Annotated in this window: 19 protein-coding genes; 10 read left to right on the forward strand and 9 right to left on the reverse strand. The window is 72.1% G+C overall.

Translation table 11 applies throughout. The annotated features are described in order from the left end of the window. Nucleotides 1–27 precede the first annotated feature (27 nt). The 4 genes from IE107_RS27835 to IE107_RS27850 all read left to right on the forward strand — a co-directional run bounded on the left by IE107_RS27835 (nt 28) and on the right by IE107_RS27850 (nt 5,846). Entirely contained in the window at nt 28–1,401 is a 1,374-nt protein-coding gene (locus IE107_RS27835; protein WP_189547093.1) for an MFS transporter, read from the forward strand. Between the two features lie 23 nt (nt 1,402–1,424). Continuing rightward, nucleotides 1,425–3,995, forward strand: coding sequence for a class III lanthionine synthetase LanKC (gene lanKC, locus IE107_RS27840; protein ID WP_189547094.1), 2,571 nt, complete (start codon nt 1,425–1,427; stop codon nt 3,993–3,995). Nucleotides 3,996–4,141: 146 nt separating this feature from the next. Continuing rightward, nucleotides 4,142–4,915, forward strand: a complete 774-nt coding sequence (locus IE107_RS27845) for a glycosyltransferase family 2 protein (RefSeq protein ID WP_189547095.1) — start codon at nt 4,142–4,144, stop codon at nt 4,913–4,915. Between the two features lie 139 nt (nt 4,916–5,054). Then, entirely contained in the window at nt 5,055–5,846 is a 792-nt protein-coding gene (locus IE107_RS27850; protein WP_189547096.1) for a hypothetical protein, read from the forward strand. A gap of 166 nt (nt 5,847–6,012) precedes the next feature. Here IE107_RS27850 and IE107_RS27855 read toward each other — a convergent pair whose 3' ends face one another. The 5 genes from IE107_RS27855 to IE107_RS27875 all read right to left on the reverse strand — a co-directional run bounded on the left by IE107_RS27855 (nt 6,013) and on the right by IE107_RS27875 (nt 15,805). Further along, nucleotides 6,013–7,887 (reverse strand): AfsR/SARP family transcriptional regulator, encoded by a 1,875-nt coding sequence (locus IE107_RS27855; RefSeq protein ID WP_189547097.1) that lies wholly within the window; start codon nt 7,885–7,887, stop codon nt 6,013–6,015. Nucleotides 7,888–8,151: 264 nt separating this feature from the next. After that, a complete protein-coding gene (locus tag IE107_RS27860) occupies nt 8,152–11,070 on the reverse strand; it encodes a helix-turn-helix transcriptional regulator (protein ID WP_189547098.1) in 2,919 nt (972 codons plus the stop codon). A gap of 70 nt (nt 11,071–11,140) precedes the next feature. After that, entirely contained in the window at nt 11,141–11,326 is a 186-nt protein-coding gene (locus IE107_RS27865) for a hypothetical protein (RefSeq protein ID WP_189547099.1), read from the reverse strand. Nucleotides 11,327–11,509: 183 nt separating this feature from the next. Next, nucleotides 11,510–14,548 carry a type 2 lanthipeptide synthetase LanM family protein gene (locus IE107_RS27870; protein ID WP_229867289.1) on the reverse strand — a complete coding sequence of 1,013 codons (3,039 nt, stop codon included), beginning with the start codon at nt 14,546–14,548 and terminating at the stop codon, nt 11,510–11,512. Nucleotides 14,549–14,740: 192 nt separating this feature from the next. Continuing rightward, complete coding sequence (locus IE107_RS27875) at nt 14,741–15,805, reverse strand: LacI family DNA-binding transcriptional regulator (protein WP_189547100.1); 1,065 nt, start codon at nt 15,803–15,805, stop codon at nt 14,741–14,743. A 109-nt stretch (nt 15,806–15,914) separates the two neighbouring features. Between IE107_RS27875 and IE107_RS27880 the strand changes: the two genes are divergently transcribed. Genes IE107_RS27880 through IE107_RS27890 form a run of 3 tightly spaced genes read left to right on the forward strand, consistent with a single transcriptional unit; the run spans nt 15,915 to nt 19,071 of the window. Continuing rightward, the gene (locus IE107_RS27880; RefSeq protein ID WP_189547101.1) at nt 15,915–17,066 is read left to right on the forward strand and encodes a Gfo/Idh/MocA family protein; all 1,152 of its coding nucleotides are present in this window, start codon (nt 15,915–15,917) and stop codon (nt 17,064–17,066) included. 38 nt (nt 17,067–17,104) lie between these two features. Further along, on the forward strand, nt 17,105–18,247 hold the full coding sequence (locus tag IE107_RS27885) for a dihydrodipicolinate synthase family protein (protein WP_189547102.1): 1,143 nt from the start codon (nt 17,105–17,107) through the stop codon (nt 18,245–18,247). Further along, nucleotides 18,244–19,071, forward strand: coding sequence for a sugar phosphate isomerase/epimerase family protein (locus tag IE107_RS27890; RefSeq protein WP_189547103.1), 828 nt, complete (start codon nt 18,244–18,246; stop codon nt 19,069–19,071). The genes IE107_RS27885 and IE107_RS27890 overlap by 4 nt, the downstream gene beginning before the upstream one ends. 219 nt (nt 19,072–19,290) lie before the next feature. Here IE107_RS27890 and IE107_RS35330 read toward each other — a convergent pair whose 3' ends face one another. The 3 genes from IE107_RS35330 to IE107_RS27905 form a co-directional block, all read right to left on the reverse strand. Continuing rightward, entirely contained in the window at nt 19,291–20,046 is a 756-nt protein-coding gene (locus IE107_RS35330) for a hypothetical protein (protein ID WP_229867291.1), read from the reverse strand. Further along, the gene (locus IE107_RS27900) at nt 20,046–20,324 is read right to left on the reverse strand and encodes a hypothetical protein (RefSeq protein ID WP_189547104.1); all 279 of its coding nucleotides are present in this window, start codon (nt 20,322–20,324) and stop codon (nt 20,046–20,048) included. Before IE107_RS27900 ends, IE107_RS35330 begins: the two co-directional genes overlap by 1 nt. 128 nt (nt 20,325–20,452) lie before the next feature. Then, nucleotides 20,453–20,818, reverse strand: coding sequence for a winged helix-turn-helix transcriptional regulator (locus IE107_RS27905; RefSeq protein WP_189547105.1), 366 nt, complete (start codon nt 20,816–20,818; stop codon nt 20,453–20,455). A 125-nt stretch (nt 20,819–20,943) separates the two neighbouring features. Here IE107_RS27905 and IE107_RS27910 point away from each other — a divergent pair, with 125 nt between their 5' ends. The 3 genes from IE107_RS27910 to IE107_RS27920 all read left to right on the forward strand — a co-directional run bounded on the left by IE107_RS27910 (nt 20,944) and on the right by IE107_RS27920 (nt 25,373). Beyond that, on the forward strand, nt 20,944–21,600 hold the full coding sequence (locus tag IE107_RS27910; protein ID WP_189547106.1) for an NAD(P)-dependent oxidoreductase: 657 nt from the start codon (nt 20,944–20,946) through the stop codon (nt 21,598–21,600). Nucleotides 21,601–21,654: 54 nt separating this feature from the next. Continuing rightward, the gene (gene recD2, locus IE107_RS27915; protein ID WP_189547117.1) at nt 21,655–23,886 is read left to right on the forward strand and encodes an SF1B family DNA helicase RecD2; all 2,232 of its coding nucleotides are present in this window, start codon (nt 21,655–21,657) and stop codon (nt 23,884–23,886) included. Between the two features lie 197 nt (nt 23,887–24,083). Beyond that, nucleotides 24,084–25,373, forward strand: coding sequence for a citrate synthase (locus IE107_RS27920; RefSeq protein WP_189547107.1), 1,290 nt, complete (start codon nt 24,084–24,086; stop codon nt 25,371–25,373). 508 nt (nt 25,374–25,881) lie between these two features. On the opposite strand, the gene IE107_RS27925 is transcribed toward IE107_RS27920, so the two are convergent. Continuing rightward, the coding region (locus tag IE107_RS27925) for an HAD-IC family P-type ATPase (protein WP_189547108.1) at nt 25,882–26,455 on the reverse strand (574 nt) is incomplete at its 5' end.

Genomic DNA, 26,455 nt, shown 5'->3' on the forward strand with positions numbered 1-26,455 from the left:
CCCCGAACCACCGACCGGGAGCCGACGATGGCCGCCTCGCTACGAAACAACCGGGACTTCCGACTGCTGTGGATGAGCGGCCTGTTCGCCGTTCTCGGCACCCAGATGACCGCACTGGCCCTGCCGCTCCTCGTGCTCCGCGAGACCGGATCGGCCGTGCAGGCCGGTGCGATCAGCACGGTGTCCGTCACCGCGGTCCTGATCACCATGCTCCCCGGCGGGGTGATGGCCGACCGGGTGGAGCGCCGCAGGCTGATGCGCCTGTGCGACCTGGGCAGCTTCTGCGTCGTCGGCGCCCTCGTCGTGGCGGTGTGGACCGGACACGTCCCCCTGCCCCTGGTGCTGCTGGTCGCGGGCGCGGGCGCGATCATCGGCAGCCTCTACGGGCCCGCCGCGTTCGGGCTGATGCGGAGCGTCGTGCCCCCCGAGGACATGGGCACCGCGACCGCCCGCCTCCAGGCCCGTACCGCCACAGCACGGCTGGTGGGGCCGATGGTCGGGGGCGCCCTGTTCGGTCTGCACCCGGTCCTGCCGTTCCTCGCCGAGGCCATCGGGCTCCTGCTGTCCACGGTCTGCGTGGCCCTGGTACGTACCCGGTCCAGATCCGAGGCCAGGGCCGGATCCGCCTTCAGCAAGGCCGAGTTGACCGCCGGGCTCTCGTTCCTGTGGCGGCTGCCCTATCTGCGGACCGTGCTCCTGGTCTTCGGACTCGGCATGAACTTCGCCTTCGGGGCCCTGACGTTCACCGCGCTCACCGTCTTCTCGGGCGGCGGGAGGTCCGGGCTCGGCGGCGGCACCGTCGTCACCTTCATCTCGGTCGGCGCCCTCACCGGCGCGCTCCTCGCGCCCCGGCTGCGCCCCGAGCGCCACACCTGGGCGCTGATCGCCGCCACCTGCTGGTTCTGCGTGGCGAGCGCGCTCGCCATGGCGTGGATCCGGGTCCCGTTGTTCGCCGGGCTGCTCTGCGCCGCCTGCATGTGCCTGTCCACCGTGGCCAGCATCGGCTTCCTCTCCACCCTGCTGGCCGTCACCCCCGGCGACCGGGTGGGCAGGGTGCAGAGCGCCGCCGGATTCCTCTCCTCGCTGGTCCAGCCGTTCGGGCCGCTGGCCGGGGGCGCGCTCCTCACCGCCTTCGGCAGCCGGACGACGTTCGGGGCGATCGCCGGGGTCCTCGCGGTGTCCGCCGCCGTCGTCACGTTCGCCCCGTCCGCCCGGTCGGGCTCGGCACCGCCCGAACCGTCCGCATCGAACGCCCCGTCCGACCCGGAACCGTCGGACGCGGCGGACGCACGGCCCGTACCGGACGCACGGCCCGTACCGGGCGCACCGCTCGCGCCGGGCGCACCGGCCACGGCCGAGACCCCCGCGGACCGCACCGGGGCCGGCAGCCCCCGCCCCTGACCACGAACCACAGGAGGTATGCCGTGCCCGGCATCCAGGAGACCCAGTTGTACTGCCTCGCCGACCGCCGCTACTACGAGACCCCGGCCCGGCTGCCCGACGAGGACACCCGCTACCCGCTCGACCGCGCCGAACCGCCCGTCGGCTGGCGGCGCGGCACCGGCGGCCTGTGGACCGCGCTGCACCCCGCCTCCGCCCAACTGCCCGAGCAGGGCTGGAAGATCCATGTCTCCACCGTCCCGGAGGAGGCCGAACTCACCCTCGCCGATACCGCCCGCATCTGCCTGGAACAGGGGGTGGCGTTCAAATTCCTGCGCAGCACCCGCGCCCTGCGGCTGATGTCGGCGAAGTACATGAACCGGTCCGGCGCGGGGAAGTTCATCACCCTCTACCCGGAGGACGAACCCGCCCTGCTGAAGCTGCTCGACGCCCTGGGCGAGGCGCTGGACGGGCGCAGCGGACCGTACATCCTCAGCGACCTGCGGATCGGGAACGCTCCCGTGCACGTCCGCTACGGCGCGTTCGTCGAACTCTGGTGCCGGGACGCCGACGGGGAACGGGTCCGCGCGATGCGCCACCCGTCCGGCGCACTGGTCCCCGACACCCGGGGCGTGGTCTTCCGGATACCGGAGTGGCTCACCGTCCCCGAGCCGCTGCGCCCCCATCTCGCCGCCCGTGCCGCCGCCCGCGACGACGGCTTCCCGTACGTGGTCACCAAGGCGCTCCAGTTCTCCAACGCGGGCGGCATCTACCTGGCCGAGCACCGCACCACCAAGCAGCAGGTGGTGCTGCGCGAGGCCCGGCCGCACTGCGGACTCGACCCCGCCGGGGACGACGCCGTCACCCGGCTGCACCGTGAGCACCGGGCCCTGACCCGGCTCGCCGGACTCGACTGCGTGCCGGAGGTGTACGACGTCCGCACGGTCTGGGAACACCACTTCCTGATCGAGGAGTACATCGAGGGCACCACCCTGTTCGACGAGATCGTGGAGCGCTTCCCGCTGGTGCGCGGCGAACGCACCCCCGCCGAACTCGACGCCTACTGCGACTGGGCACGGTCCGTCACGGACGGGCTCGCACAGGCCCTGGACCGCATCCACGCCCGCGGATTGCGGTTCGCCGACGTGCACCCCGCCAACGTCATCATCCGCCCCGACGGCCGGGTGGCCCTGATCGATTTCGAGTACGCCACCGACCTCGACGACCAGGACACACCACTGGCGGGTGCCCCCGGACTCCAGGCACCGCTGGGCCCCGACCGGAGCGGGGCCGAGGCGGACGCCTACGCGCTCTGGGCGATCTGGCTGCACATCCTGATGCCGCTGATGGAGGTGGCCGACCACGACCGCGGCAAGGCCCTCACCCTGGAACGCTGGGCCCGCGACCGCTACCGGCTGGGCCCCGACGCGGGGCCGCCGCGGCCGGCCGTCCTCGCCCACGGCCTCCCGGCCGGCAGCGGCGAGGCGACGGTGGACGCGCTGCTGCGCGGCCCGGCCCCCGACTGGCCGGGCATCCGCGAACGGCTCGTCGCCGGCATCCGCGCCGGGGCCGCCCCGGACCGCACCGACCGGCTCTACCCCGGCGACCTGACGGGATTCGCCACCGGAGGAGTGTGCGCCGCGCACGGTGCCGCCGGGGTGCTGTACGCCCTGGACCGCGTCGGCGCCCCGGTCCCCGACGAGCACATCGACTGGCTGGCGCGCACGGCGCTGCGCCGTGCCCCGGACACCCCCGGCGGGCTGTTCGACGGGCTGCCCGGCATCGCGCTGGTACTGGCCCGGCTCGGCCGCCGCGAGGAGGGGCGCGAACTACTCGACCGGGCGCTGCGGGCCCCCGCGTCCGCCTCCGCCGACCTGCTCACCGGCCGGGCGGGAACAGCGCTGGCGGCCCTGCGCCTCGCCTACGACGGCGACGGTCCCACCGACCGGGAACTGCTCGACCGGGCCCTGCGGACCGCCTGGGAACTCGACTCCCTGGTCCGCGGCGAGGACGTCGACGGCCTGACCGCCCCGCACTCCGCCGGACTGCTGACCGGTCTGTGCGGAGCCGCGTTCCTCCAGCTCGAACTGTACGGGCGCACCGGCGAGGACTGGCTGCTGGACGCCGCCGGGGCGGCGCTCGCCCGGGAGGCGGGGCACTGCGTGACCATGCCGGGCGGCAGCGTGCAGGTGAAGGACGGCAAGCGCCATCTGCTCTACCTGGACCAGGGCAGCGGCGGCGTGGCCCTGGTCGCGCAGCGCTATCTGGCCCACCGGGAGGACCCGGTGCTCGCCGCGCTGCTGCCTGGCGTCGGGCAGGGTTGCGTCCTGGAGTTCATCCGCGAACCGGGGCTCTTCAGGGGCCGCAGCGGACTGGTGGCCACCGCCCACCAGCTCTCCGGCACCAGCCCCGGACCCGAGGTGCTGGACTCGGTGCGGAACCTCTCCTGGCATCTGGTCGCCGAGCAGGACCGCTTGCTGGTGCCGGGTGCCCGGCTGCGCCGGTTCTCCGCCGATCTCGCGACCGGTGCGGCGGGCGTGCTGCTCGCCCTGCACACGGTGTTCGCCGCCCCGGACGAACGGCCCGACCTGCTGGACGTGCTGACGCTGGGATGACCACTCTCTCGCCTGACATCGTGCACGGCACGGCCAGCGACAGCCCTGCGTAGCCCTGACCAGCGATAACAATGTGCATGGCAGCTCCTACTACGATTGCGGTGCTTGAACGGACCGTCGTTCCTGGCTGAGCAAGGAGAAGCGCTGTGCCCCTGGTGTCTGTCGTGATGCCCGTGTACAACTCGGCAGCCACTCTCGGCGCAGCAGTCCGGTCGGTGCTCACGCAGACCCATAGCGACCTGGAGCTGCTGGTCACCGACGACAAGTCCTCTGATGGCTCCATGGATCTGCTCATGGAGTTCGCCCGGCAGGACAAGCGCGTCCTGCCCGAATCGGCACCCGAACAGGGCGGTGCCGGTCGGGCACGCAACCTTGCTATCGAGCGGGCCCGGGGGGACTACATCGCCTTCCTCGACAGTGACGACATGTGGCTTCCGGAGAAGACTGAGCGGCAAATCGAATTCGCTGCGGCAGGTAATGCGCCTTTGACGTTCACCTCCTACTACAAGATGGATGCCGATCACGAGGGTGAAAGCACCGACTTCATCCCGAATGGGCGCGTGGTCCGAGCGAGAGAGTATGTGGACTACCGCACCATGCTGGTCCGGGATTACATCGGCGCGCTGACCGCCATGTATGACCGCAACATCCTCGGCACGCGGCTGATGCCGGAAATGCGGAAGAGGCAGGACTACGCCCTGTGGCTGTCGATCATGCGTGACGGTGCTGCCGCCCGGGGCCTTTCCGAGCCGCTGGCGGTGTACAGGGCCCACCAGGCAGGATCGCTGTCCTCCAACAAGATGTCGCTCGTCCCGTACAACTGGTCGCTGTACCGCGAACACGAACGGCTGTCCGTCCCCCGGGCGACGCGGGCGCTGGCTGGCGCTGTGTGGCAGTCGCTTCGTAACTCGCGGATCTGACTCTCAGCGAGACCCGGGCGACGATCCGTGGGGTGCTGGATCTGTGCGGGGGTGGCCAACAGGGGCGGGACAACGCGAGTTCGACCCTCAGCGGCGCCAAAAAGTTAATATCGACTGAGCCTCGGCGGGGGAGGGCATTGTGGCAGGCGCATCCGATGATCATTCCACTGCCAAGTTGTGGGCACTGCTCGGGGGAATCGCATCCCTGCTGTCGATCCTGACTTGGCTGGGCGCGAGCAATGCGGCAGAGCTGAAGGACCTGTTGGCCGACTCGCCCCCATCCGGTTCCGGCTCAGCCCCGTACACGCCTCCGACCGTCCACAATCCCGATAACCCTGACACCAGTGAGGGGAGCACTGACGAGTCCGGCCCCGAGCCTGACGAGTCCGACCCCGAGCCGTCGACACCCATTCCGGATCCCACCGAAGAGGCGTTCAAAGCCATCTCGGCCGGCGACTGCCTGACGGTCTACGACACGGGCCGCCGGGGCACCACCAGCATCGACTGGAGCGTCGATGTTCCGCCGGATCCCGTGTCCTGCGCCGGCGAGCAGGCGCTGGTCCGGGTGACCGCCACCGACACGGCCTGCCCCACCGGTTACGGGAAGTCGTACTGGAGCTACCAGTCCGCCACCACCGGCAACACCACGAAGCTCTGCCTCACCCGCATCTACCACGCCACCTACTGCATGCTCGGCCAGCAGTCCGGCGACTCGATCTCCCTCGGCACCATGACGTCCGTGGCCTGCCGACGCGAGCCGGTGCCCGCCCCGTACAACCAGATCATGCACATCACAGGCGTCTACCGCGCCCCGGCGGGCGCCAACGCGAACAACTGCCGCCGGGTGGCAGGCGACCAGACGCGCTACTGGGCCTGGCTGGTGGACGACGGCGCCACGCTGCTGTGCACCATGATCTACCAGGGCGGCTGACCGCCAACTCAGTTCCCCCCAACCCCCGCCCAAGTACGTCCGCGGGAGGTCCGGTTCAGCCGCCCGCTCACATGGGCGGAGACGATGACGTTCGCCGAGTAGCTGGGGTGCGGGTGTCGAAGGTGCCGCCGCAGGTGACCAGGCGGAGCACCTGAGAACAGGGCCGCTACGGGTGGTTGGCCCCCGCCAGGTCCGGTTCCGGCTCCGGGGCGGCGTTGCGTTCGCGGGCGTACACGCCCATCAGGCGCGGCAGTTCGTACAGCACGCAGTGCGCGGTGACCTCGCCGCGGGGGGAGGACACCGCCCCGGCGTCGATCAGCGACTCCACCGCCCGCAGCGCCTGCCGTTCACCGCAGCCGAGCGCCGCCATCGCCTCCGGCAAAGTGAACGGGCCCTCCCGGACCGCGCGGGCCAGCAGGGCCAGCGCCTGCCCGCTCCCGGGCGACAGGTCCTGCCAGCCGGAATCCAGCCGGGCGCGCACCGAGATGTCACCGGCCACCAGCTCGTCCAGTGCCCCGGCCGGATCGGCCAGCCGTTCCGCGTACTCGGCCAGCGGCAGATGGCGCAGCACCGCCAGCCGCATCCCGCTCACCCGCACCGCCAGCGGAAGCAGCCCGCAGGCGTCGGCTATGCGCAGCGCTGCGGCCCGGTCCAGCCCCACCCGCCCCGGCCCGATCAGCCGGCCCAGCAGCGCCAGCGCCTCCGCCGGGGCCAGCGGCGGCAGCGCGATCCGGTGCACCGGCGCGAGCCCGGCCAGCTGGCCGCGCGCGGTCAGGACGAACGAACTGCCCCCGGTACCCGGCAACAGGGCCCGCACCGCAGCCTCGTCCGGTACGTCGTCCAGCACGACCAGCGCGCGGTGCGCGGCCAGCCAGTGCCGCCAGTGCTCCGGGTCCGTCATCGGTTCCGTTGGATGCGGGCCGCCGGTCAGCCGGGCCAGCTCACCGACGATTGCCGCAGCGGGGCGCACCGCACCCTGTTCGTCGCGGACCCGGATGTGGATCCGGCCGTCCGGGAACCGGTCCGCCAGCAGATGGGCCGCCCGCACCGCGAGTGCCGTCTTCCCGGTCCCGGTGGCTCCGGTGACCGCCACCACCCGGCCGCTCGTCGCGCCCAGGACGTCCAGGAGTTCCCGCAGTTGCTCGCCCCGGCCGGTGAAATCGGGTACCTCGGCGGGCAGCACCGCCCGCAGTGCGGGGGCCCGGCGCGCCGGAGCCGCGTTCCCCGTCCGGTCCGCGGTGTCCCGGCCGGTCAGCATCGCGCGGTGCCGGGCGGCGATGGCCGCCCCCGGCTCCAGCCCCAACTCCCGTGCCAGCAACTGCCGGTAGTCGTCGTACACGGCGAGCGCCTCGGCCCGGCGGCCGGTCCGGTGCAGGGCGTCCATCCACGCCGCCCGGATGCGTTCGCGCGACGGATGCCGTTCGGCGAGGTCCCGCAGCCCGTCCACCACGGCGGGCGCCCGCCCCAGTGCGATCTCCGTCTCGGCCCAGTCCTCGTGCACGGTCAGACACCGGGCCTCCAGCCGCTCCGCCTCCGCGGCCACCTCCGGCGAGTCGCGCAGATCGTGCAGCGGCGGGCCCTGCCACAGGTCCAGCGCCCGGCGCAGCAGACCGGCGGCGGCGCGCGGATCGCCGTCGTCGGCGGCCCGGCGGCCGGCCGCGGCCAGTGACCGGAAGCGCAGGGAGTCCAGCTCGTCCTCGCCGACCCGCAGCAGATAGCCGCCGCAGGAGTGCACCAGCCGCTCCCCGCCATCGCCGTCCGGCCCGTCGGGACACCGTGCGCCGAGCAGCGTCCGGGCGGAACTGATGTACACCTGGAGGTTCTTGCGCGCCGTGCGGGGCGGCGCATCCGGCCACACCGCGTCGGTGAGCACATCCACCGGTACCGGCGTACCCGGCCGGCTGAGCAGCATGGCCAGGACCAGCCGCTGCTTGCGCGGCCCGAGGAGCAGCGGCCGCCCGTCCAGCTGCCCGGAGAGCGGGCCGAGGACCGAGAGGCTCAGCGCACCGGATGACGGCGCGCGGGTGGGGAGTCGGGTCATGGACGGGCCTCCGAAGAACCGGGGGACGGGGGTGGCGGGCTGCCGGTCGCACCCCGATGGTCCGTCGACGGCGGCGGCCCCCGCATCGGTGTCGGACCCGCATGTTCCGTACCGGCACCCGACCAAATCCGCCCCGCACCCCTATGTTGGGCCCGCGCACCCGTCATCCGTACCCGAGGGGGACGCCGCAGGACCGGCGGGGGACGCCGCGCGACGGCCCCGAAACGCCGCCCCGGACCCCAACCGCAGCCCCCGGCCCCGTTGTCAGTCCCGTTCGGCCGCGCACTCGGCGGAGAACTCGCAGAGTGCCGCGCGGTCCGCGCGTCCCGTCTTGTTCAGCAGACTCGCCATGTGCTTCTCCACCGTGCGCGGCGATATGGACAGCCGCCGGGCGATCTGCTGGTTGCCCGGCCGCTCAGCCAGCAGCACGAAGACCTCGTACTCGCGCGGCGTCACCCCGCTCGTCCGCAGCGGGGCCGGGATGCGGTCCCAGCCGCCCCGGTGCTGTCCGACGCTGGCCCCCGCCTGCCGCAGCGCCGCCCGGCACGCGGCGGCGACCGGCTGGATGCCCGCCCCGTAGAAGTACTCCTCCGACGCCCGCAGCCAGCTCACCGGCTCGCCCCACCCCTCGGCGAGCGCCGCGCCGGCGACCAGCCGCAGTCCCAGATGGCGGGCGAGCGGAAAGGCGGCGGCGTCGGCGAAGGCCGCCCGGACCGACCGGACGGCCCGCTCCGCATCGCCCGCACGGCCGTGCAGAACGCCCTCGGCCAGCCGCAGGAACAGCTGGTTCCAGGCCAGGTCCGCGCCGGGGCTCTCCAGGACCGAGTCGAGCTCCGCCCGTCCGCCTCGGCCGTCGAGTGTCCGCAGCAGCGGACGCAGGCCGTAACGCCCGCTCAGATAGAAGAAACTGGGGTGCTCGCGCTCCCAGGCCAGCGAGGCGTCCAGGTCGGCCAGCGCCCCCTCGCGGTCCTCCTCCAGCAGCGCCGCGAAGGCGCGGCAGAGCCCCAGTTGCAGCGGGACGAGCAAGGACTCCTCGCCGCCCGCCCGGCGGAACCGGACCATGGCCCGGTCCAGGTCCCGTCTTCGGCCCCGGTGTGCGGCGAGCGCCGCCGAGGCCAGCAGCAGATAGCGGTGCGCGCCCAGATTGCGCACCCGCGCGCTGGCGGCCACCGACCGCTCGATGATCTCGTGCGCCCCGTCCCACTCGCCCCGCATCACCGCGTTCATGGCCAGCAGGCCGTCCACGGTCTGCGTCGGCACCAGCGCGCCCAGCGACTGGGCGGCGGTCCGGGCCGTCTCCAGCCGGGCCGGGTCACCGGTGCGCATGAAGGTGTTGGCGCCGAGCCGGACCAGCGCCTCCACCCGCCACACCGGCAGGGCGTGCTGCTCGGAGACCGCGAGCATCCGCTCCAGGCACGCGTCGGCCTCGTCGAAGCCGCGCTCCCGGGAGAGCAGCGCCAGCAACTGCCAGGCCTGGCAGGCGACCACGGGCAGGCTCCGCTCCTCCGCGACGGCGGCGGCCCGGCGCGCGGCGTCCTGCGCGCACTTCTGCTGCCCGTGGCCCGCATGACCGGGCAGCAGGGCCAGATGGCCTTCCACCACGTCGAGCGCCGCCGCCAGCTCGGGGCGGACGGCCGTACCGAGCATGCTCCGCGCGGTACGGATCTGCCCGGCCGCCTCGTCCACACGCTCCGCCATCACGGCCGCCCAGGCGATCCGGATGTGGGTCTCGCCGCGCTGCTCGGCGGCGTCGGACCGCGGCGGCACCGGGGCCAGCTCCGCGGTCAGCGCCAGGGCCGTGTCCAGCTCACCGGCCTCGGCATGGGAGACGGCGAGCGACTCCGTGATGCCCCGCAGATCGCTCTCGTGGGCGAGCGAGCGGGCCCGTTCCAGCAGGATGACGGCGGAACCGGACGCGCCGGCGGCCAGCATCCGGCGGCCGACCCCGGCGAACTGGCGGGCGGCGCCATGCCTGTCGCCCCCGGCCAATTGCAGCGTGGCCATCAACTGCCGCTGTTCGTCGCCCAGTTCGTGTTCGGCCGCAGCCAGGGAGCGAGCTGCTCGGCGGGCCGTCGCGGCCCGCTCCGCCGGTGCCAGCGAGGCCACCAGGGCCTCGGCCGTCAGCGCGTGCCGGAAGGTGTAGCGGTCGGGATCCGCCCCGTCGGGCGCGATGATGTTCGCCTCCACGGCGGAGCGCAGATGGCTGAAGAGCGTACGGTCGTCGAACCCGGTGACGGTCTGGAGCACCGTGACCGAGAACCGGCTGCCCAGCGTGGCCGCGCACAGGAGCAGCTCGCGCACCGGTTCGTCGAACCGGTCCAGCCGTCGCGACCAACTGCGCACCACCCCGGTCGGCACCGACGCGTCCGGGTTGGCGTGCTCCTCCCACCGGCCGTCGGCCCGGCGCAGCTGGCCGGAGTCGAGCAGATCGGCGAGCAGCACCTCGACCAGATACGGATTGCCGCCCGCCCGGCCGACCAGCCGTTCATGGGTGGCCTGCGGCACCTCGTCCGGGGCGGCCTCCAGGCACGAGGCGGTCATCTCCCGCACGTCCGCGTCACCGAGCGGTGCCAGCTCGCGCACGGTGGCGACCTGCCGCCGTTCCGCCGAGCGCACCAGGTCGAGTGCGACACCGGGCTCCGGACGCAAGGTCCCCAGCAGCAGCACCGGCAGGTCCGCCACGTTGTCGACGACGTACTCCACCACCGCGATCGTCTCGGTGTCGGAGTCGTGCAGGTCCTCCAGCAGGATCACGCAGCCGTGCTCCTGGCCGAGCACCGACAGCAGCCGCAGCAGCGCCTCGGCCAGCTCGACCACCGTCTCCGGATAGCCGGGGGAGGAGCTCTGGCGCCACTCCGGCACCAGCCGGGCCAGCGCCGGACGGTACGGGTCCAGCTCCGGGTCGGTGGGCGTCCCGGCCGCCCGGAACCGCGAGGACAGCGCCTCGATCAGCGGGCGGAACGGCACCACGAGCCCGGTCGACGTGGCCCTGCCGCGCAGCACCGGCATACCGCGCTCGTACGCCCGGTAGGCGCACTCGCCGGCCAGCCGGGACTTGCCGATGCCCGCGTCCCCGACGAAGAAGACCGCACGCCCCGAACGCCGCGAAGCGGTGTCCAGGGCGTTGCTCAGCAGGCCGGTCTCAGCGACACGCCCGACAATCACCGACGAAGTGGCACGCATGGACGCAGGCTACTCGAGCCGGTGCCCGCCGGTCAGTGCGACAAATCGCTTGATCCGGAACGGAATTGACTCAAACCCAGGTCATGGTGGTCCAGGGCAGGTCCGAGGTGTCGGGGTTGCTGTCCACGGCACCGAGGATTCTGCTGCGCAGACCGAGTCTGCCGCCCGCACCCAGGGAGATCCTGCCGACGGGGTGCTCGTCGGCGGCGTTGGCGAACTCGTCGGCGCGGAAGGCGGAAGCTTCGGTGCTCTGCATGGTCTGCCTCTTCTCGTGGGAGGTTGTCGTTGCGTGAGCGGTGCGAGGGGACGTGTACGACGCGGTGGTACGAGAGCGGTGCGAGGGGTACGGGGTGAGGTGCGGTGGTACGAGAGCGGTGCGAGGTGCGGGTGGTGGCGTGTGAGCGGCGCCGGGGTACGGGGCAGGCGCCGGGGTACGGGGTCAGGTGCCGGGCGTGACCGGCGCGGTGGGGCCGGCGAGCAGGAGCACCGATGGCACCCGGTCGGGGAATCCGGCCCGCAGCAGCCCGTGCCCGATCCCCGCGAGCCCGGTCAGCAGCCCCGGATGCGGCACCTGACCGGGTGTCCCGCAGCGCGGCTTCGCCCGGTCGGCCGCCGCGAGCAGCGCCCCGGCCCGCTCCACCCAGCGGGCGCGGGCACTCGACGGCCCGCCGCGGCGCAGTAGTTCGAGGACACCGAGTTCGCCGTGGCACAGGCTGTCGTCCGACGGCGGTTCGGCCCCCGCGATGTCCGCCGCCGCCTCGCGAGCCCAGGCGGACAACAGCGGGTCGGCCTGCGCCGCCGGGCTGTCCAGTACCGCCAGCGCCACGCCCGTCCGGCCCCGGCACCAGGAGATGTCGCAGTCCACGGCGTCGGTCGCGGCCCGCAGCGCGGCGAGCCCCGCGGCGCGGTACGGCTCGCCGCCGCCCGCCTCGGCGAAGCGCAGCAGTGCCCAGCCGATCCCGGCGGACCCGTCGGCGAATCCCGGTGCGTCCGGCAGCGGTGCCGCGCGCAGCAGCCCCGCGCAGCGTTCCGCCGCCCGCCACACGTCGGCCCGTCCGGTGGTGCGGTACCCGGCGAGCAGACCGACCAGCCCGCCGGCCCTGCCCGCGCGCACCCCGTACTCGTTCTCGTCGACGGCCGCCGCACCGGTCAACCGCAGTGCGGGCAGCACCAGTTCACCGAGGCGCGGATCGTCCAGCGTGTCCGCGACCTGGGTCAGCGCGTACGCGATCCCGCCGAGCCCGGCGAACGCGCCCGAGCCCACCGGGCCCAGATCGTCCGGGCGGGAGTGCAGCACGTCCAGCAGACCGGCGAGGGGCGCCAGCGCGTCCCGGGCAGCCGCGGCGTACCGGTCCGCCCCGGTGAGCGCGGCGAGCTGGGCGAGGAAGCACGCCGTGCCGGTGTAACCGCCCGCCAGGTCGGCGGCCATCGGGCCCAGCCGCCAGTAGCGCTCGTCGAGCAGTTCCAGGCCGATCCAGTTCAGCCGGGTGGGCCCCGAGTAGGCCTGGGACACCAGCTCGTCGCCGACCGACCGGGCCGCCGCGAGCAGTTGCTCCGGCTCCGGCGCGGTCGCGGCCGTACGCACCCGGCGCGGGCCGGGACGGGACTCGTGGGCGGGTTCGCGCGAGGTGGTCACCATCGCGGCGCGGATGATCCGTTCCTGGTCCTGGCGGTCCACCGTGTCCATGGCCGCCAGCTTCGCCCGGACCAGGGACAGCCCCGTCCGGGCGAGCGTGCCGGGCAGCAGCCGGCCGGTCCCGCTCCGCAGGTCGGTGCGTTCGGGCAGGGCGGTGAACAGGGGCACGTCGCCCGACCAGAGCTGGGCGATCTCCTCGTCCAGGAGGCCGGGCAGCGCGGCGGATCCCAGGGTGTCGGTGCCGAGCAGCGCGAGCACCTCGTGCCGTTCGGCGGCCTCCTTCATCAGGTCCGGGTGCGTGGACTCGTCCAGGAGCGAGGCGTAGATCCAGGTGGGCCGCGCCACCACCCGCACCTCGTCGAGCGCGAACCGGTCCAACAGCCCGCCGACGCACAGGAGATCGCCGCGGGCCTCCTTGATCGCGGTGTATCCGGCCCGGAATCCTGCGCACAGTGCGCGGGTGAAGGCGGACGGGTCGGCGGGCGTTCCGGTCAGCCGGGGCCGGTTCGCCGACCCGCCGAACCGGGCCGTCCGGCGCACCATCCGCATCCGGTCGGTGCCCGCGTCGGCCCAGTCGACGCCGGGCACCGGGGAATCGGCCGCCTGCCCACCGCCGATCCCGGACATGTCGAGCGCCGTCTCGTCCCCGACGAGCAGCTGCGGCAGCAGGCCCACCCGGTGCACCGAGTCGTGCAGGGCACGGGCCGCAGGATCGTCCGAAGCCGCGGTGGGCAGCGGCGGGTGGAACAGCGTCTCGACGTCGACGAGTACCGGGTACTCCCCGTCCGCGATCAGGTTCTCGTGGTGCAGGTCGGTGCCGTCCAGCGCGTGCAGCAGGGCCAGCAGCGCGCCCTGGCGCCGGTAGAAGGCGTCGACCTGACGGGCCGAGCGGCAGGGCCGTTCCGCGACGAACTCCACCCAGCCGTACGGGCCCCGGTCCAGCAGGGCGAGCGTACGGAGTCCGGGAGTGCCGGGCAGCGCGTTGAACCATTCGACCAGTTCGTTGAAGTGCCGGTGCGCGGCGAGCGGCCGCGGCTTGTAGACCAGCCGGGCACCGTCCTCGAACCGGAGCAGCATCACGGTCCGCCCGCCCCGGTGGCCGTCCCCGGCGCCGGGCTCGACCCCCACCAGCCGGCCGTTCCCGGCCTCTTCGCCCCGGGACCCGTGGCCGCCCGGCAGCACCGGCCGGTCCGCGGCGAACCGGACCAGCATCTCGGCCAGCGCGGCGGCGGCGTCGAGCGCGGCACGTGCCAGGATCCGGGCCAGTACGGGGTACGCGGTGCAGAGCGCGGTCAGCCCGGCCCGGGAGCCGGTCAGTCGCAGGAAGTCGGTGAACCGGTCCTCGGGGCCGGCGCCGGCCAGCCGCCCCTCCCGCCGCGCCAGATGCAGCTCCAGGACCAGGGTCCGGGCGGCGAGCCGCGCGAGCCGCCGGGACAGGTGGCGCTCGAAGTCGTCGTGCACGGCGTCCAGATCGACGTACCGGCCCAGCCGCCTCGGCAGACCGTCCCGCACCCGCCGCGCCGCGCAGGCGGTGAACGGGGCGAGGACACGTTCGAATCCACGCAGCCCCGGCAGGTCCTCCCGGTCGCCGGTCGGCGCCTGCTCGGGCGCGGCGGAAATCGCGTCCTGGACGAACACCGCCCATTCCGGGGCGCGTTCGGCCGATGTGTCACCGGTCAGCGCCGGCCGCCACCACGAACCGTCGGCCCACAGGGCCCCGTCCGCCGCCGGCCGCTCGGCTTCCAGCAGGCCGACCGCATCGGCGGAGGAACCCGCTGCCACGGCCGGACGTGACGCGGAAGAGACGCCCAGCCGTTCGCCGCCCGCATGGATCTCCGCCATCGCACCTCCTCGGTCCGGCGCCGGCACCACCGGTCCGCCACGACCCATACTTCCGGCGATGCCTTCCGCGGGCATGGGGGCAACGCCCCCATCTTTCTGCCCGTGACCCGGACGGGACCCGGAACGGTCCCCGGCGCGCCCGCCCGAGGGCCGTGGTGGGGCCGCAGCGGGAGCCGGGTCACGGGGCGCGGCTCACACCCGCGGCGGTGCCGTCGACCCCCGCACCATCAGCTCCGCGGCGATCGTCGCGATGCCTCCGGGCGGCGGCGTCTCCTTGCCCATGGCGAGGCGGCCCGCCCGTGCGCCCGCCTCGAAGAGCGGCAGCCGTACGGTCGTCAGCGCCGGGACGGCGTCCACCGAGAACGGCAGATCGTCGAAGCCCGCCACCGAGATGTCCTCGGGGATGCGCAGCCCGCGGTCCCGGATCGCCGCGCTCGCGCCCAGCGCCACCGTGTCGTTGGCGGCGACGACCGCCGTCACCTCCGGTTCGCGGCGCAGGAGTTCGAGCGTGGCGTCGTAGCCGGAGCGGCGGTCGTAGGGGCCGTGGACGGTGAGGCGCTCCTCGTCGCCGACGAGCCCCGCCGCCCGCATCGCCTCGCGGTGGCCCTCCAGCCGGTGGCGGGTCGTCGTCCGCTCCAGGGGGCCCGCGACATAGCCGATCCGCCGGTGGCCGAGCGAGAGCAGGTGCTCGGTGAGGCGGCGCCCGCCGCCCCGGTTGTCGAAGGCGAGCGCGGCCACCACCGCCTCGCCGTCCGGCAGCGGCGGCCGCCCGCACAGCACCACCCGGGTGCCCGCGTCCGCGAGCTTGGCCAGCTTGGCGGAGACGGCGGCCTGGTGCGCCGGGTCCTCCACGGCGCCGCCGGTCAGCACGACGGCCGCGGCGCGCTGGCGCTGGAGCAGGGTGAGATAGGTGAGTTCGCGCTCGGGGGAGCCGCCGGTGTTGCAGACGACGGCGAGCTTCTCGCCGCCCGCCCGGCCCGAGCCGTCCCCGGGCCCGCCGATCTCGGTCTGCGCCGCGCCCGCCATGATCCCGAAGAACGGGTCCGCGATGTCGTTGACCAGGATGCCGACCAGGTCGGACGTGGCCGCCGCGAGCGAACTCGCCGGCCCGTTGAGTACGTAGTCCAGGTCGTCCACCGCGCGCAGGACCCGTTCGCGGGTGGACGCGGCCACCGGGTAGTTGCCGTTCAGTACGCGGGAGACGGTGGCCGGCGACACCCGGGCGCGAGCCGCCACATCCGCCAGGGTGACTGTCATCGCTTTCCTCCGAGGGTTTTGGGCCGGGCCCTCTTGTCCGGGCCGCTGTCGGCAGGCTAGCGTCATCTCGGATAGAAAGCGCTTGCTACAGCTGTATGGAGGAAGTTTCGTGACACGCAGGACAGTGCGCATCGCCATGAACGGCGTCACGGGTCGCATGGGATACCGGCAGCACCTGGTGCGCTCGATCCTCGCGATCCGCGAGCAGGGCGGCCTCGACCTCGGCGACGGGGACGTGCTGTGGCCCGAGCCCGTGCTGGTCGGCCGCCGCGCCCACGCGCTGGAGGAGCTCGCCGCGAAGCACGGCCTGACCGAGTGGTCGACCGACCTCGACGCGGTCCTCGCCGACGACACGATCGACATCTACTTCGACGCCCAGGTCACCTCGGCCCGCGTCGAGGCGATCAAGAAGGCGATCGCCGCGGGCAAGCACATCTACACCGAGAAGCCCACCGCCACGGACGTCGAGGGCGCCCTGGAGCTGGCCCGGCTGGCCGGTGCGGCCGGCGTCAAGCACGGTGTCGTCCAGGACAAGATCTTCCTGCCGGGCCTGCTGAAGCTGAAGCGCCTCATCGACGGCGGCTTCTTCGGCGAGATCCTCTCCGTGCGCGGCGAGTTCGGCTACTGGGTCTTCGAGGGCGACTGGCAGGAGGCCCAGCGCCCGTCGTGGAACTACCGTGCGGAGGACGGCGGCGGCATCGTCGTCGACATGTTCCCGCACTGGGAGTACGTGCTCCACGAGCTGTTCGGCCGGGTGACCACCGTCCAGGCACACGTCCAGACGCACATCCCGCAGCGCTGGGACGAGCAGGGCAAGCCGTACGCCGCCACCGCCGACGACGCCGCGTACGGCGTCTTCCAGCTGGAGAGCGGCGCGGTCGCGCAGATCAACTCCTCCTGGACGGTCCGCGTCAACCGCGACGAGCTCGTCGAGTTCCAGGTCGACGGAACCCACGGCTCCGCCGTCGCGGGCCTGCGCAACTGCCGCGTCCAGCACCGCTCGTCCACCCCCAAGCCGGTCTGGAACCCCGACCTCCCGGTCACCGAGTCCTTCCGCGACCAGTGGCAGGAAGTCCCCGACAACGCGGTCTTCGACAACGGCTTCAAGGCCCAGTGGGAGCTCTTCCTGCGCCACATCGTCCTCGACGAGCCGTACACCTGGGACCTGATGGCCGGCGCCCGCGGCGTGCAGCTCGCCGAGCTGGGCCTGAAGTCCCACGCCGAGGGCCGCCGTCTCGACGTACCGGAGCTGTCACTGTGACGAGCCACCCCCCGCACGGCGCATCGGAGCTGATCTGAGTGACCATCCACCTCCCGCAGGGTCCGTACGAACCCCGCACCACCCCGCTCGACCTGGCCCCCGGCGGCAGCGCGCTCGCCTCGCGCACGGTCTTCTCCGCCGCCCATGTCGTCGCCGACCCCTACGCCGACATCAGCCCCGACTCGCCGGCCGCCGTCGACTGGGACGCCACCCTCGCCTTCCGCCGTCACCTCTGGTCGCACGGCCTGGGCGTCGCCGAGGCGATGGACACCGCCCAGCGCGGCATGGGCCTGGACTGGGCCGGAGCGGCCGAACTGATCCGCCGCTCCGCCGCCGAGGCGAAGGCGGTCGGCGGCCGCATCGCCTGCGGCGTCGGCACCGACCAGCTCACCGGCCCCGCCTCCCTCGCCGAGGTGCGGTCCGCGTACGAGGAGCAGCTCGCGCTCGTCGAGGAGAGCGGCGCCCAGGCCATCCTGATGGCCTCCCGCGCGCTCAGCGCGGCGGCACAGGGCCCCGAAGAGTACCTGGAGACGTACGCCCACCTGCTGCGCCAGGCGTCCGAGCCGGTCGTCCTGCACTGGCTGGGCCCGATGTTCGACCCCGCGCTGGACGGCTACTGGGGCTCCTCGGACCTCGACACCGCCACCGACACGTTCCTGAAGGTCATCGCGGAACACCCGGACAAGGTCGACGGCATCAAGATCTCGCTCCTGGACGCCGAGCGCGAGATCGACGTCCGCCGCCGCCTCCCGAGCGGGGTCCGCTGCTACACCGGCGACGACTTCAACTACCCCGAGCTGATCGCGGGCGACGACCGGGGCTTCAGCCACGCCCTGCTCGGCATCTTCGACCCGCTGGGCCCGCTGGCCGCACACGCGGTACGGGTCCTCGACACGGGCGACACCCAGGGCTTCCGCGATCTGCTCGACCCCACGGTCGAGCTGTCCCGGCACCTCTTCCAGGCGCCCACCCGCTTCTACAAGACGGGCGTGGTGTTCCTCGCCTGGCTGGCCGGCCACCAGGACCACTTCACCATGGTCGGCGGTCTGCAGTCCGCCCGCTCGCTGCCGCACCTGGCGAAGGCGTACGAACTCGCGGACCGGCTGGGCCTGTTCCCCGACCCGGAGCTGGCCGAGTCCCGTATGCGCACTCTCCTCGCGGTCAACGGAGGCACCCGATGAGCGACGGCCGTCTCTCCATCAACCAGGAGACCATCAAGCAGTGGTCGCTGCCCGAACTGGCCGAGGGCTGCGTCAAGGCGGGCATCGACAAGGTCGGCCTGTGGCGGGCCCCGGTCCAGTCGTACGGCATCGAGCGCACCGCTCGACTGCTCGCCGACTCCGGCCTGTCCGTCACCAGCCTCTGCCGCGGCGGCTTCTTCACCGCCCTGGACCCGGCGGAACGGGCCCGCGCCCTGGACGACAACCGCGCTGCGCTCGACGAGGCGGCGGCCCTGTCCACGGACACCCTGGTCCTGGTCTCCGGCGGCCTCCCCGAGGGCAGCAAGGATCTGTACACCGCCCGTGAACGCGTCGCGGACGCCCTGGGCGAACTGGTCCCGTACGCGGCCGAACGCGGCGTACGCCTCGCCATCGAACCGCTGCACCCGATGTTCGCCTCGGACCGCTGCGTCGTCTCCACACTGTCCCAGGCCCTGGACATCGCGGAGCGCTTCCCCGCCGACCAGGTCGGGGTGGTCGTCGACACCTACCACATCTGGTGGGACGACCAGGGCCCCGACCAGATCCTCCGCGCGGGCGCCGGCGGCCGCATCCACTCCTTCCAGCTGGCCGACTGGATCACCCCGCTCCCGGCGGGCGTCCTGGTGGGCCGCGGCCAACTCGGCGACGGAGCGGTCGACTTCCGCACCCTCCGCACCCTGGTCGAGACGGCCGGCTTCGACGGCCCGGTCGAGGTGGAGATCTTCAACGAGGACCTCTGGGCCCGCGACGGCGCCGAAGTCCTCGCGGAGGTGGCCTCGCGCTACGCCGAACACGCCTGCTGACAGGGCGATTTGCCGGTAAGGCAAAGAGATCGTCAAGGCGTGCAACCGTTCGGCACCCAGCCGAGTCGTATCTGGCGTCGGGTGCTTCCGGGGAGGGATCTGGGGGGATCGGGAAGCCCTGACATGGGGGAAAGCGAGGGGGGTCCGGTCATTCGACCGGGCCCCGTTTCGTCTTTCCGGGGGCTCCGCTCCCACGAGGGAGCCCCCGGCCGCGACACGTCAGGAGCCCGAGGCATCCCGGACGGCCGCCTGGACGAGCTCCGCCGCCTCGATGTCACAGATCTGCGCGTAGGCGGCGTCGGTCCTCTTCTCGTCGGCGAGCCGGAGCAGGCCCGTCGGCTCCCAGCGCAGTTCCGGCGTGAAGACCTCGTCGTGCTGTTCCGCGGCCTTGAGCAGACGCCGTCGCAGGAGGGGCCCCGAACGGTCGGCCGCCACGTGGTAGGAGGCCCGGCCCTTGGCGTCCAGGGCGTCCAGCGTGCGCTCGTCGAACGTGAGGAAGGGCAGGTCCGCGAGGTGGTTCCGCAGGCCGCGGGGCTTGACGGACACACCGGTCAGGTCGAGGAACCCGGCCCCGTCCTGGACGAACTCCCCGCCCCGCTCGTAGAAGAGGACCAGCGGCTCGTAGAGGTCGGGCAGGTCGGGCAGCGCGATGTCGCCCCGCGCGCGGAGCGCCGCGAGCCGTACCGCGGCCCCGCAGGTCTTCCGGGCGCCGTACGCGACCTTCTTGAGGCACGCGTCGAGCTCCGCGGCGAGCTCCGGCGGGAGCCGGAAGTCCTTGTCGACGTACTGCGTGACGTCGAAGAAGGGCCATTCGCTCTCGGCGCCGCACGCCCGGGCCCACAGCGCGGCCCGTCGCAGGTACTCGTGCATCAGCAGCCGACGGGACTGCGCGTGCTCGAAGGCGTGATCCCAGTCGCCGGACCAGTCGGCCGCACGCAGACTCTCCAGCAGGGCGAGCGTCGATCCATCGGTCATTACAGGTCCAGTCCCTTCGAACGGAGCTCCTGGAAGGCAGCCTCCATCACCTCGTCGATGTTCGAGAGGTCGGTCGCCGGCTCGATCTTCGGCGCATCGAGCCCCAGCCCCTCCCACTGGGCGAACCCGCCCTCGCGCTCACTCACCGTGAGCTCGTGGGCTCCCGCGTCCGCCCAACTGTCGGGCCAGGCACGGTAGTGGGCGTCGGCGACGCCGTTCACCATGTCGACCTCCCACGACTGCGGCCGGTCGAACACGTAGGGGAGTCCTGCCTCCATGACGTGACTTTCATGGCGGTGGGGAAACACAGAGGCAGGGCTTTCGGCGGCCGGGCCCGTACGGCGGCTCTCGTCACGGCATTGGTCCCCGCCCTGGCCGTGGCGCGCGTACTCGACGAGCAGGCCGATCAGTGGCCAGGCGCGTCCGGCGCGGGGATCGGAGCCTCGTGCTCCTCCCTCGCCTCCATCAGTTCCGGCAGATGCGCCGCCGCCCATGCGCAGCAGGCAGCCATCGGGGCGAGCAAGGTGCGGCCCAGAGCGCTCAGTTCGTACTCCACCCGTGGTGGGATCCCGCCATGGTCGGTACGGGTGACGAGGCCGTCGCGCTCCATCGACCGGAGCGTCTCCGTCAGCACCTTCGGTGTGATGCCGCGCAGCGGGACCTCCAGTTCGCCGAAGCGCCGGGGGCCGGTCTCCAGACACCTGATGATCTTCGGGGTCCATTTGCCGCCGATCCGGAACGGCGAGGTGACATGGGAGCAGCCGGCGAACATTTCGGGATCAAGTGGTTGGCTTACCCGGGCGAGCGTACGTAACTATCGTTGCGGAAACCATGGGGTGCGCAGCTAGCGTCCGCTTCACCGGCCGGCGGACCGCGGGCCTTGGCGAGGGGAAACCCATGAGCAGCAGGATCGTCGTCTTCGGAGCCGGCGGGCGCGCCGGACGGCGCGCGGTTGCCGAGGCCGTGGCCCGCGGGCACCGGGTCACCGCGGTCGTGCGGGACACGGACAGGCACCGGGATCTGGCCGGTGACGGCGTGAGCGTGGTCGCCGGTGATGTCACCCGGGCGGACAGCGTCGTGGAGGTCGCGGCGGGACACGACGCGGCGATCAACGCGGCGGGGCGGCTCGACATGCCGTCGACGGAGTTCTACGTGAGCGCGGCGCACGCGCTGCTGGACGGCCTGGCCAGCGCCGGGGTCGGCCGGCTGGTCCTCGTGGGGATCGGTTCCACGTTGGAGACCGCCCCTGGGGTGGCGGTCCACGACGCCCCCGGATTCCCCGAAGAGGCGCGGGCCTTCTCGCTGGGGCACACCGCGGAACTCGACGTGCTGCGCGCCGCCGAGACGGACATCGACTGGATCGTCGTCGCCCCGCCGCCCGTCCTCCTGGACGACGAGGCCCCGCGGACCGGCCGGTACCGGACGGGGGACCACCGGGTGCTGCCGGCCGCCGACGGTGCGCACACCTTCTCCTACGCGGACCTGGCGGTGGCGCTGATCGACGAGATCGAGAGCCCGAAGCACCATCGCTCGCTGACCGCGGTGGCGGCCTGACCGCTCCCGCACGGGCTGTCGTACCCACCCGGTACCGTCACGGGTATGTCCACCATGCCCAACATGGCCGTCCTCGAAGGTGTGCTGGAGCGCATCACGTACGCCAACGAGGAGAACGGGTACACGGTCGCGCGCGTCGACACCGGTCGCGGTGCGGGCGATCTGCTGACCGTGGTCGGTTCGCTGCTCGGTGCGCAGCCCGGTGAGTCGCTGCGCATGGAGGGGCGCTGGAGCTCGCACTCGCAGTACGGCAAGCAGTTCACCGTCGAGAACTACACGACGATCCTGCCCGCCACCATCCAGGGCATCCGCCGCTACCTCGGCTCCGGTCTGATCAAGGGCATCGGCCCGGTGATGGCCGACCGGATCACCACCCACTTCGGCGTCGACACCCTCGACATCATCGAGAACGAACCGAAGCGGCTCGTCGAGGTCCCCGGTCTCGGCCCCAAGCGGACGAAGATGATCGCCGCCGCCTGGGATGAACAGAAGGCGATCAAGGAGGTGATGGTCTTCCTCCAGGGCGTCGGGGTCTCCACCTCCATCGCCGTCCGCATCTACAAGAAGTACGAGGACGCCTCGATCTCCGTCGTGAAGAACCAGCCCTACCGGCTGGCCGCCGACGTCTGGGGCATCGGCTTCCTCACTGCCGACAAGATCGCCCAGGCGGTGGGCATTCCGCACGACAGCCCGGAAAGGGTCAAGGCCGGGCTCCAGTACGCGCTGTCGCAGTCCACCGACCAGGGGCACTGCTTCCTGCCCGAGGAGCGGCTGATCGCGGACGGCGTGAAGCTGCTCCAGGTCGACACGGGGCTGGTCATCGAGTGCCTCGCCGAACTGGCCGAGGACCCGGAGGGAGTCGTACGGGAGAAGGTGCCGTCGCCCGAGGGCGGCGAGCTGGTCACGGCGATCTATCTCGTGCCTTTCCACCGTGCCGAGGTCGCCCTCGCCGCCCAGGTCCAGCGGCTGCTGCGGACGCCCGAGGAGCGGCTGCCGGCCTTCGCGGACGTGGACTGGGACAAGGCGCTGGCCTGGCTCGCCACGCGTACGGGGGCGGATCTGGCGCCCGAGCAGGAGGCGGCGGTCCGGCTCGCGCTCAGCCGGAAGGTCGCGGTGCTGACCGGTGGGCCCGGCTGCGGCAAGTCGTTCACGGTCCGGTCGATCGTGGAGCTGGCGCGGGCCAAGAAGGCCAAGGTGGTGCTGGCCGCGCCGACCGGACGGGCGGCCAAGCGGCTCTCCGAGCTGACCGGGGCCGAGGCGTCCACCGTGCACCGGCTGCTCGAACTGAAACCGGGCGGCGACGCCGCGTACGACCGGGACCGCCCGCTGGACGCCGATCTGGTCGTCGTCGACGAGGCTTCGATGCTGGATCTGCTGCTCGCCAACAAGCTGCTGAAGGCCGTGGCACCCGGTGCCCATCTGCTGCTCGTCGGGGACGTCGACCAGCTGCCGTCGGTCGGGGCGGGAGAGGTGCTGCGCGATCTGCTCGCCGACGGCAGCCCCGTTCCCGCGGTCCGGCTCACCACGATCTTCCGCCAGGCCCAGCAGTCCGGCGTCGTCACCAACGCCCACCGGATCAACTCCGGGCTACCGCCCCTCACTCAGGGCCTCAAGGACTTCTTCCTCTTCGTGGAGGACGAGACGGAGGACGCCGGTGTGCTCGCGGTGGACGTCGCGGCCCGTCGCATTCCCGCCAAGTTCGGCCTCGACGCGCGGCGCGACGTACAGGTCCTCGCCCCGATGCACCGGGGCCCGGCCGGTGCGGGCACGCTCAACGGACTCCTCCAGCAGGCCATCACCCCGGGCCGCCCGAACGTCCCCGAGAAGCGGTTCGGCGGCCGGGTCTTCCGGGTCGGCGACAAGGTCACCCAGATCCGCAACAACTACGACAAGGGCGAGAACGGCGTCTTCAACGGCACGGTCGGCGTCGTCACCGCCCTCGACCTGGACGAACAGAAGCTGACGGTCCTCACCGACGAGGACGAGGAGATCGGATACGACTTCGACGAGCTGGACGAGCTGTCCCACGCGTACGCCATGACGATCCACCGTTCCCAGGGCAGCGAGTACCCGGCCGTCGTCATCCCCGTCACCAAGAGCGCCTGGATGATGCTCCAGCGGAACCTCCTGTACACCGCCGTGACCAGGGCCAAGAAGCTCGTCGTGCTGGTCGGCTCACGGCAGGCGATCGGCCAGGCGGTCCGTACGGTTTCCGCAGGCAGACGCTGTACGGCGTTGGATTACCGGCTGTCAGGGGGCTTGGACGGAGGATCGGCGGAAAAATGATCGATCAAATCGGTGGGAAACATCACGCAGCCCTTCCGGAACCGGAACCGAGGGGGCAGGATGAGTAAGCTCGCGGCACTCAGTGCCGCGAGTAGGTCCAATGGACGACCCCGAGTGCACTCTCCTGAGCCAAATGGGGGAGGGTGGAGACAGTCAGGGAACCTCGAAGAAGAGGCACTACGTCGGTGAGGGATGACGTGAGCGACAACTCTGTAGTACTGCGGTACGGCGACGGCGAGTACACCTACCCGGTGATCGACAGCACCGTCGGCGACAAGGGCTTCGACATCGGGAAGCTCCGGGCCAATACCGGTCTGGTGACGCTCGACAGCGGATATGGCAACACCGCAGCCTATAAATCCGCCATCACCTACCTCGACGGTGAGCAGGGCATTCTGCGCTACCGCGGCTACCCCATCGAGCAGCTGGCCGAGCGCTCGACCTTCCTGGAGGTCGCGTACACGCTCATCAACGGCGAGCTTCCCAAGGTCGACGAGCTGTCGGCCTTCAAGAACGAGATCACCCAGCACACGCTGCTGCACGAGGACGTCAAGCGCTTCTTCGACGGCTTCCCGCGCGACGCCCACCCGATGGCCATGCTGTCCTCGGTCGTCAGCGCGCTGTCCACGTTCTACCAGGACAGCCACAACCCGTTCGACGAGGAGCAGCGCCACCTCTCGACGATCCGGCTGCTCGCCAAGCTGCCGACGATCGCGGCGTACGCCTACAAGAAGTCGATCGGCCACCCCTTCGTCTACCCGCGCAACGACCTCGGGTACGTCGAGAACTTCCTGCGCATGACCTTCTCGGTCCCCGCCCAGGAGTACGACCTGGACCCGGTCGTCGTCTCCGCGCTCGACAAGCTGCTCATCCTGCACGCGGACCACGAGCAGAACTGTTCGACCTCCACCGTGCGTCTGGTCGGCTCCTCGCAGGCGAACATGTTCGCCTCGATCTCCGCCGGCATCTCGGCGCTGTGGGGCCCGCTGCACGGTGGCGCCAACCAGTCGGTGCTGGAGATGCTCGAAGGCATCCAGGCCAACGGCGGCGATGTCGACTCCTTCATCCGCAAGGTGAAGAACAAGGAGGACGGCGTCCGGCTGATGGGCTTCGGCCACCGCGTCTACAAGTCCTTCGACCCGCGCGCCAAGATCATCAAGGCCGCCGCTCACGATGTGCTGTCCGCGCTCGGCAAGTCCGACGAGCTGCTCGACATCGCGCTGAAGCTGGAGGAGCACGCGCTCTCCGACGAGTACTTCGTCTCGCGCAACCTCTACCCGAACGTGGACTTCTACACGGGTCTGATCTACCGGGCCATGGGCTTCCCGACCGAGATGTTCACCGTGCTCTTCGCGCTCGGCCGCCTGCCCGGCTGGATCGCCCAGTGGCACGAGATGATCAAGGAGCCGGGTTCCCGCATCGGCCGCCCGCGCCAGATCTACACCGGCGAGGTCCTGCGCGACTTCGTCCCGGTCGAGGCCCGCTGAGCCTCGTAGCACCTCCCGCACGAACCCGGCCACCGAAGCCGGTCGATTTCGCCCCGCGTACCGCGCCTCCGCACAGAGCGCGGTGTCCGGGGCGATTTGCGTGCCGACAGTGTGTTCAACCGGTGTGTTCACCGTCGAGCGGCAGAGAGAAGCGCCCCGCCATCGATCCCCCCACGGGCCGACAGCGAGGCGCTTCCCATGTCCCGGAGCGGATTCCCCCCACGGGATCCGGCCGGGCGTCTGTGGGAGCCGGAGCTCCTGCGTCCTCGACTAGCTGTGAACTGCGCTCTTCACTTGTCCTGCTCGTGCGATCTGCCGGGGTACGTACGCACGGGAGGGCCGCTCAAAGCTCCCCGGTGCACGTGCCCCGGCCAACGCTTGCCCGGAGCGTCCCCCAAGACCCTCCGACGGACATCCCCCAAGACATCCTTGGCATCGCACTCTTAGACTCACGAACCCGCTGGATGGTTACCCTGAAATCCATGTGATCTGGATCTCTTTGTGGAAATTACGTGAAGGCGCGCAACCGTAGGCTGTTCGTCACGACGAAGACCGATGAGAACGCCATCGCCGCTCCCGCAATCATAGGGTTGAGCAGGCCAAATGCCGCAAGGGGCAGGGCGGCCACGTTATAGCCGAATGCCCAGAACAGGTTGCCCCTGATGGTGGTCAGGGTGCGCCGGGACAGCCGGATCGCGTCGGCGGCCACCTTCAGATCTCCACGAACCAGGGTGAGGTCGCTCGCCTCGATCGCGGCGTCCGTGCCGGTCCCCATCGCCAGGCCCAGGTCGGCGGTGGCGAGGGCGGCCGCGTCGTTGACCCCGTCGCCGACCATGGCGACCGAACGTCCCTCGGCCCGCAACCGCTCGATGACGTGCACCTTCTCCTCCGGCAGGACCTCGGCGTGGACCTCGTCGATCCCCACGGCGCGGGCCACGGCCTCGGCCACGGCGCGGTTGTCGCCGGTCAGCAGAACGGGATGGAGACCGAGGGCGCGGAACTCGGCGATGGCCTGGGCGCTGGTGTCCTTGACCGCGTCGGCGACTTCGAGCACGGCTCGTGCCTCGCCGTCCCAGGCGACG

Origin of the sequence: Streptomyces gelaticus, from assembly GCF_014649535.1 — a bacterium.
Classification (GTDB): domain Bacteria; phylum Actinomycetota; class Actinomycetes; order Streptomycetales; family Streptomycetaceae; genus Streptomyces; species Streptomyces gelaticus.

What these genes read in the sequence shown, in the direction of transcription:
- IE107_RS27910 (WP_189547106.1), top strand. Translation starts at nt 20,944, where the DNA reads ATGAGCAGCAGGATCGTCGTCTTCGGAGCCGGCGGGCGCGCCGGACGG.
- recD2 (WP_189547117.1), top strand. Translation starts at nt 21,655, where the DNA reads ATGCCCAACATGGCCGTCCTCGAAGGTGTGCTGGAGCGCATCACGTAC.
- IE107_RS27860 (WP_189547098.1), bottom strand. Translation starts at nt 11,070, where the DNA reads ATGCGTGCCACTTCGTCGGTGATTGTCGGGCGTGTCGCTGAGACCGGC.
- IE107_RS27855 (WP_189547097.1), bottom strand. Translation starts at nt 7,887, where the DNA reads ATGACCCGACTCCCCACCCGCGCGCCGTCATCCGGTGCGCTGAGCCTC.
- IE107_RS35330 (WP_229867291.1), bottom strand. Translation starts at nt 20,046, where the DNA reads ATGACCGATGGATCGACGCTCGCCCTGCTGGAGAGTCTGCGTGCGGCC.
- IE107_RS27900 (WP_189547104.1), bottom strand. Translation starts at nt 20,324, where the DNA reads ATGGAGGCAGGACTCCCCTACGTGTTCGACCGGCCGCAGTCGTGGGAG.
- IE107_RS27865 (WP_189547099.1), bottom strand. Translation starts at nt 11,326, where the DNA reads ATGCAGAGCACCGAAGCTTCCGCCTTCCGCGCCGACGAGTTCGCCAAC.
- IE107_RS27835 (WP_189547093.1), top strand. Translation starts at nt 28, where the DNA reads ATGGCCGCCTCGCTACGAAACAACCGGGACTTCCGACTGCTGTGGATG.
- IE107_RS27905 (WP_189547105.1), bottom strand. Translation starts at nt 20,818, where the DNA reads ATGTTCGCCGGCTGCTCCCATGTCACCTCGCCGTTCCGGATCGGCGGC.
- IE107_RS27890 (WP_189547103.1), top strand. Translation starts at nt 18,244, where the DNA reads ATGAGCGACGGCCGTCTCTCCATCAACCAGGAGACCATCAAGCAGTGG.
- IE107_RS27870 (WP_229867289.1), bottom strand. Translation starts at nt 14,548, where the DNA reads ATGGCGGAGATCCATGCGGGCGGCGAACGGCTGGGCGTCTCTTCCGCG.
- IE107_RS27875 (WP_189547100.1), bottom strand. Translation starts at nt 15,805, where the DNA reads ATGACAGTCACCCTGGCGGATGTGGCGGCTCGCGCCCGGGTGTCGCCG.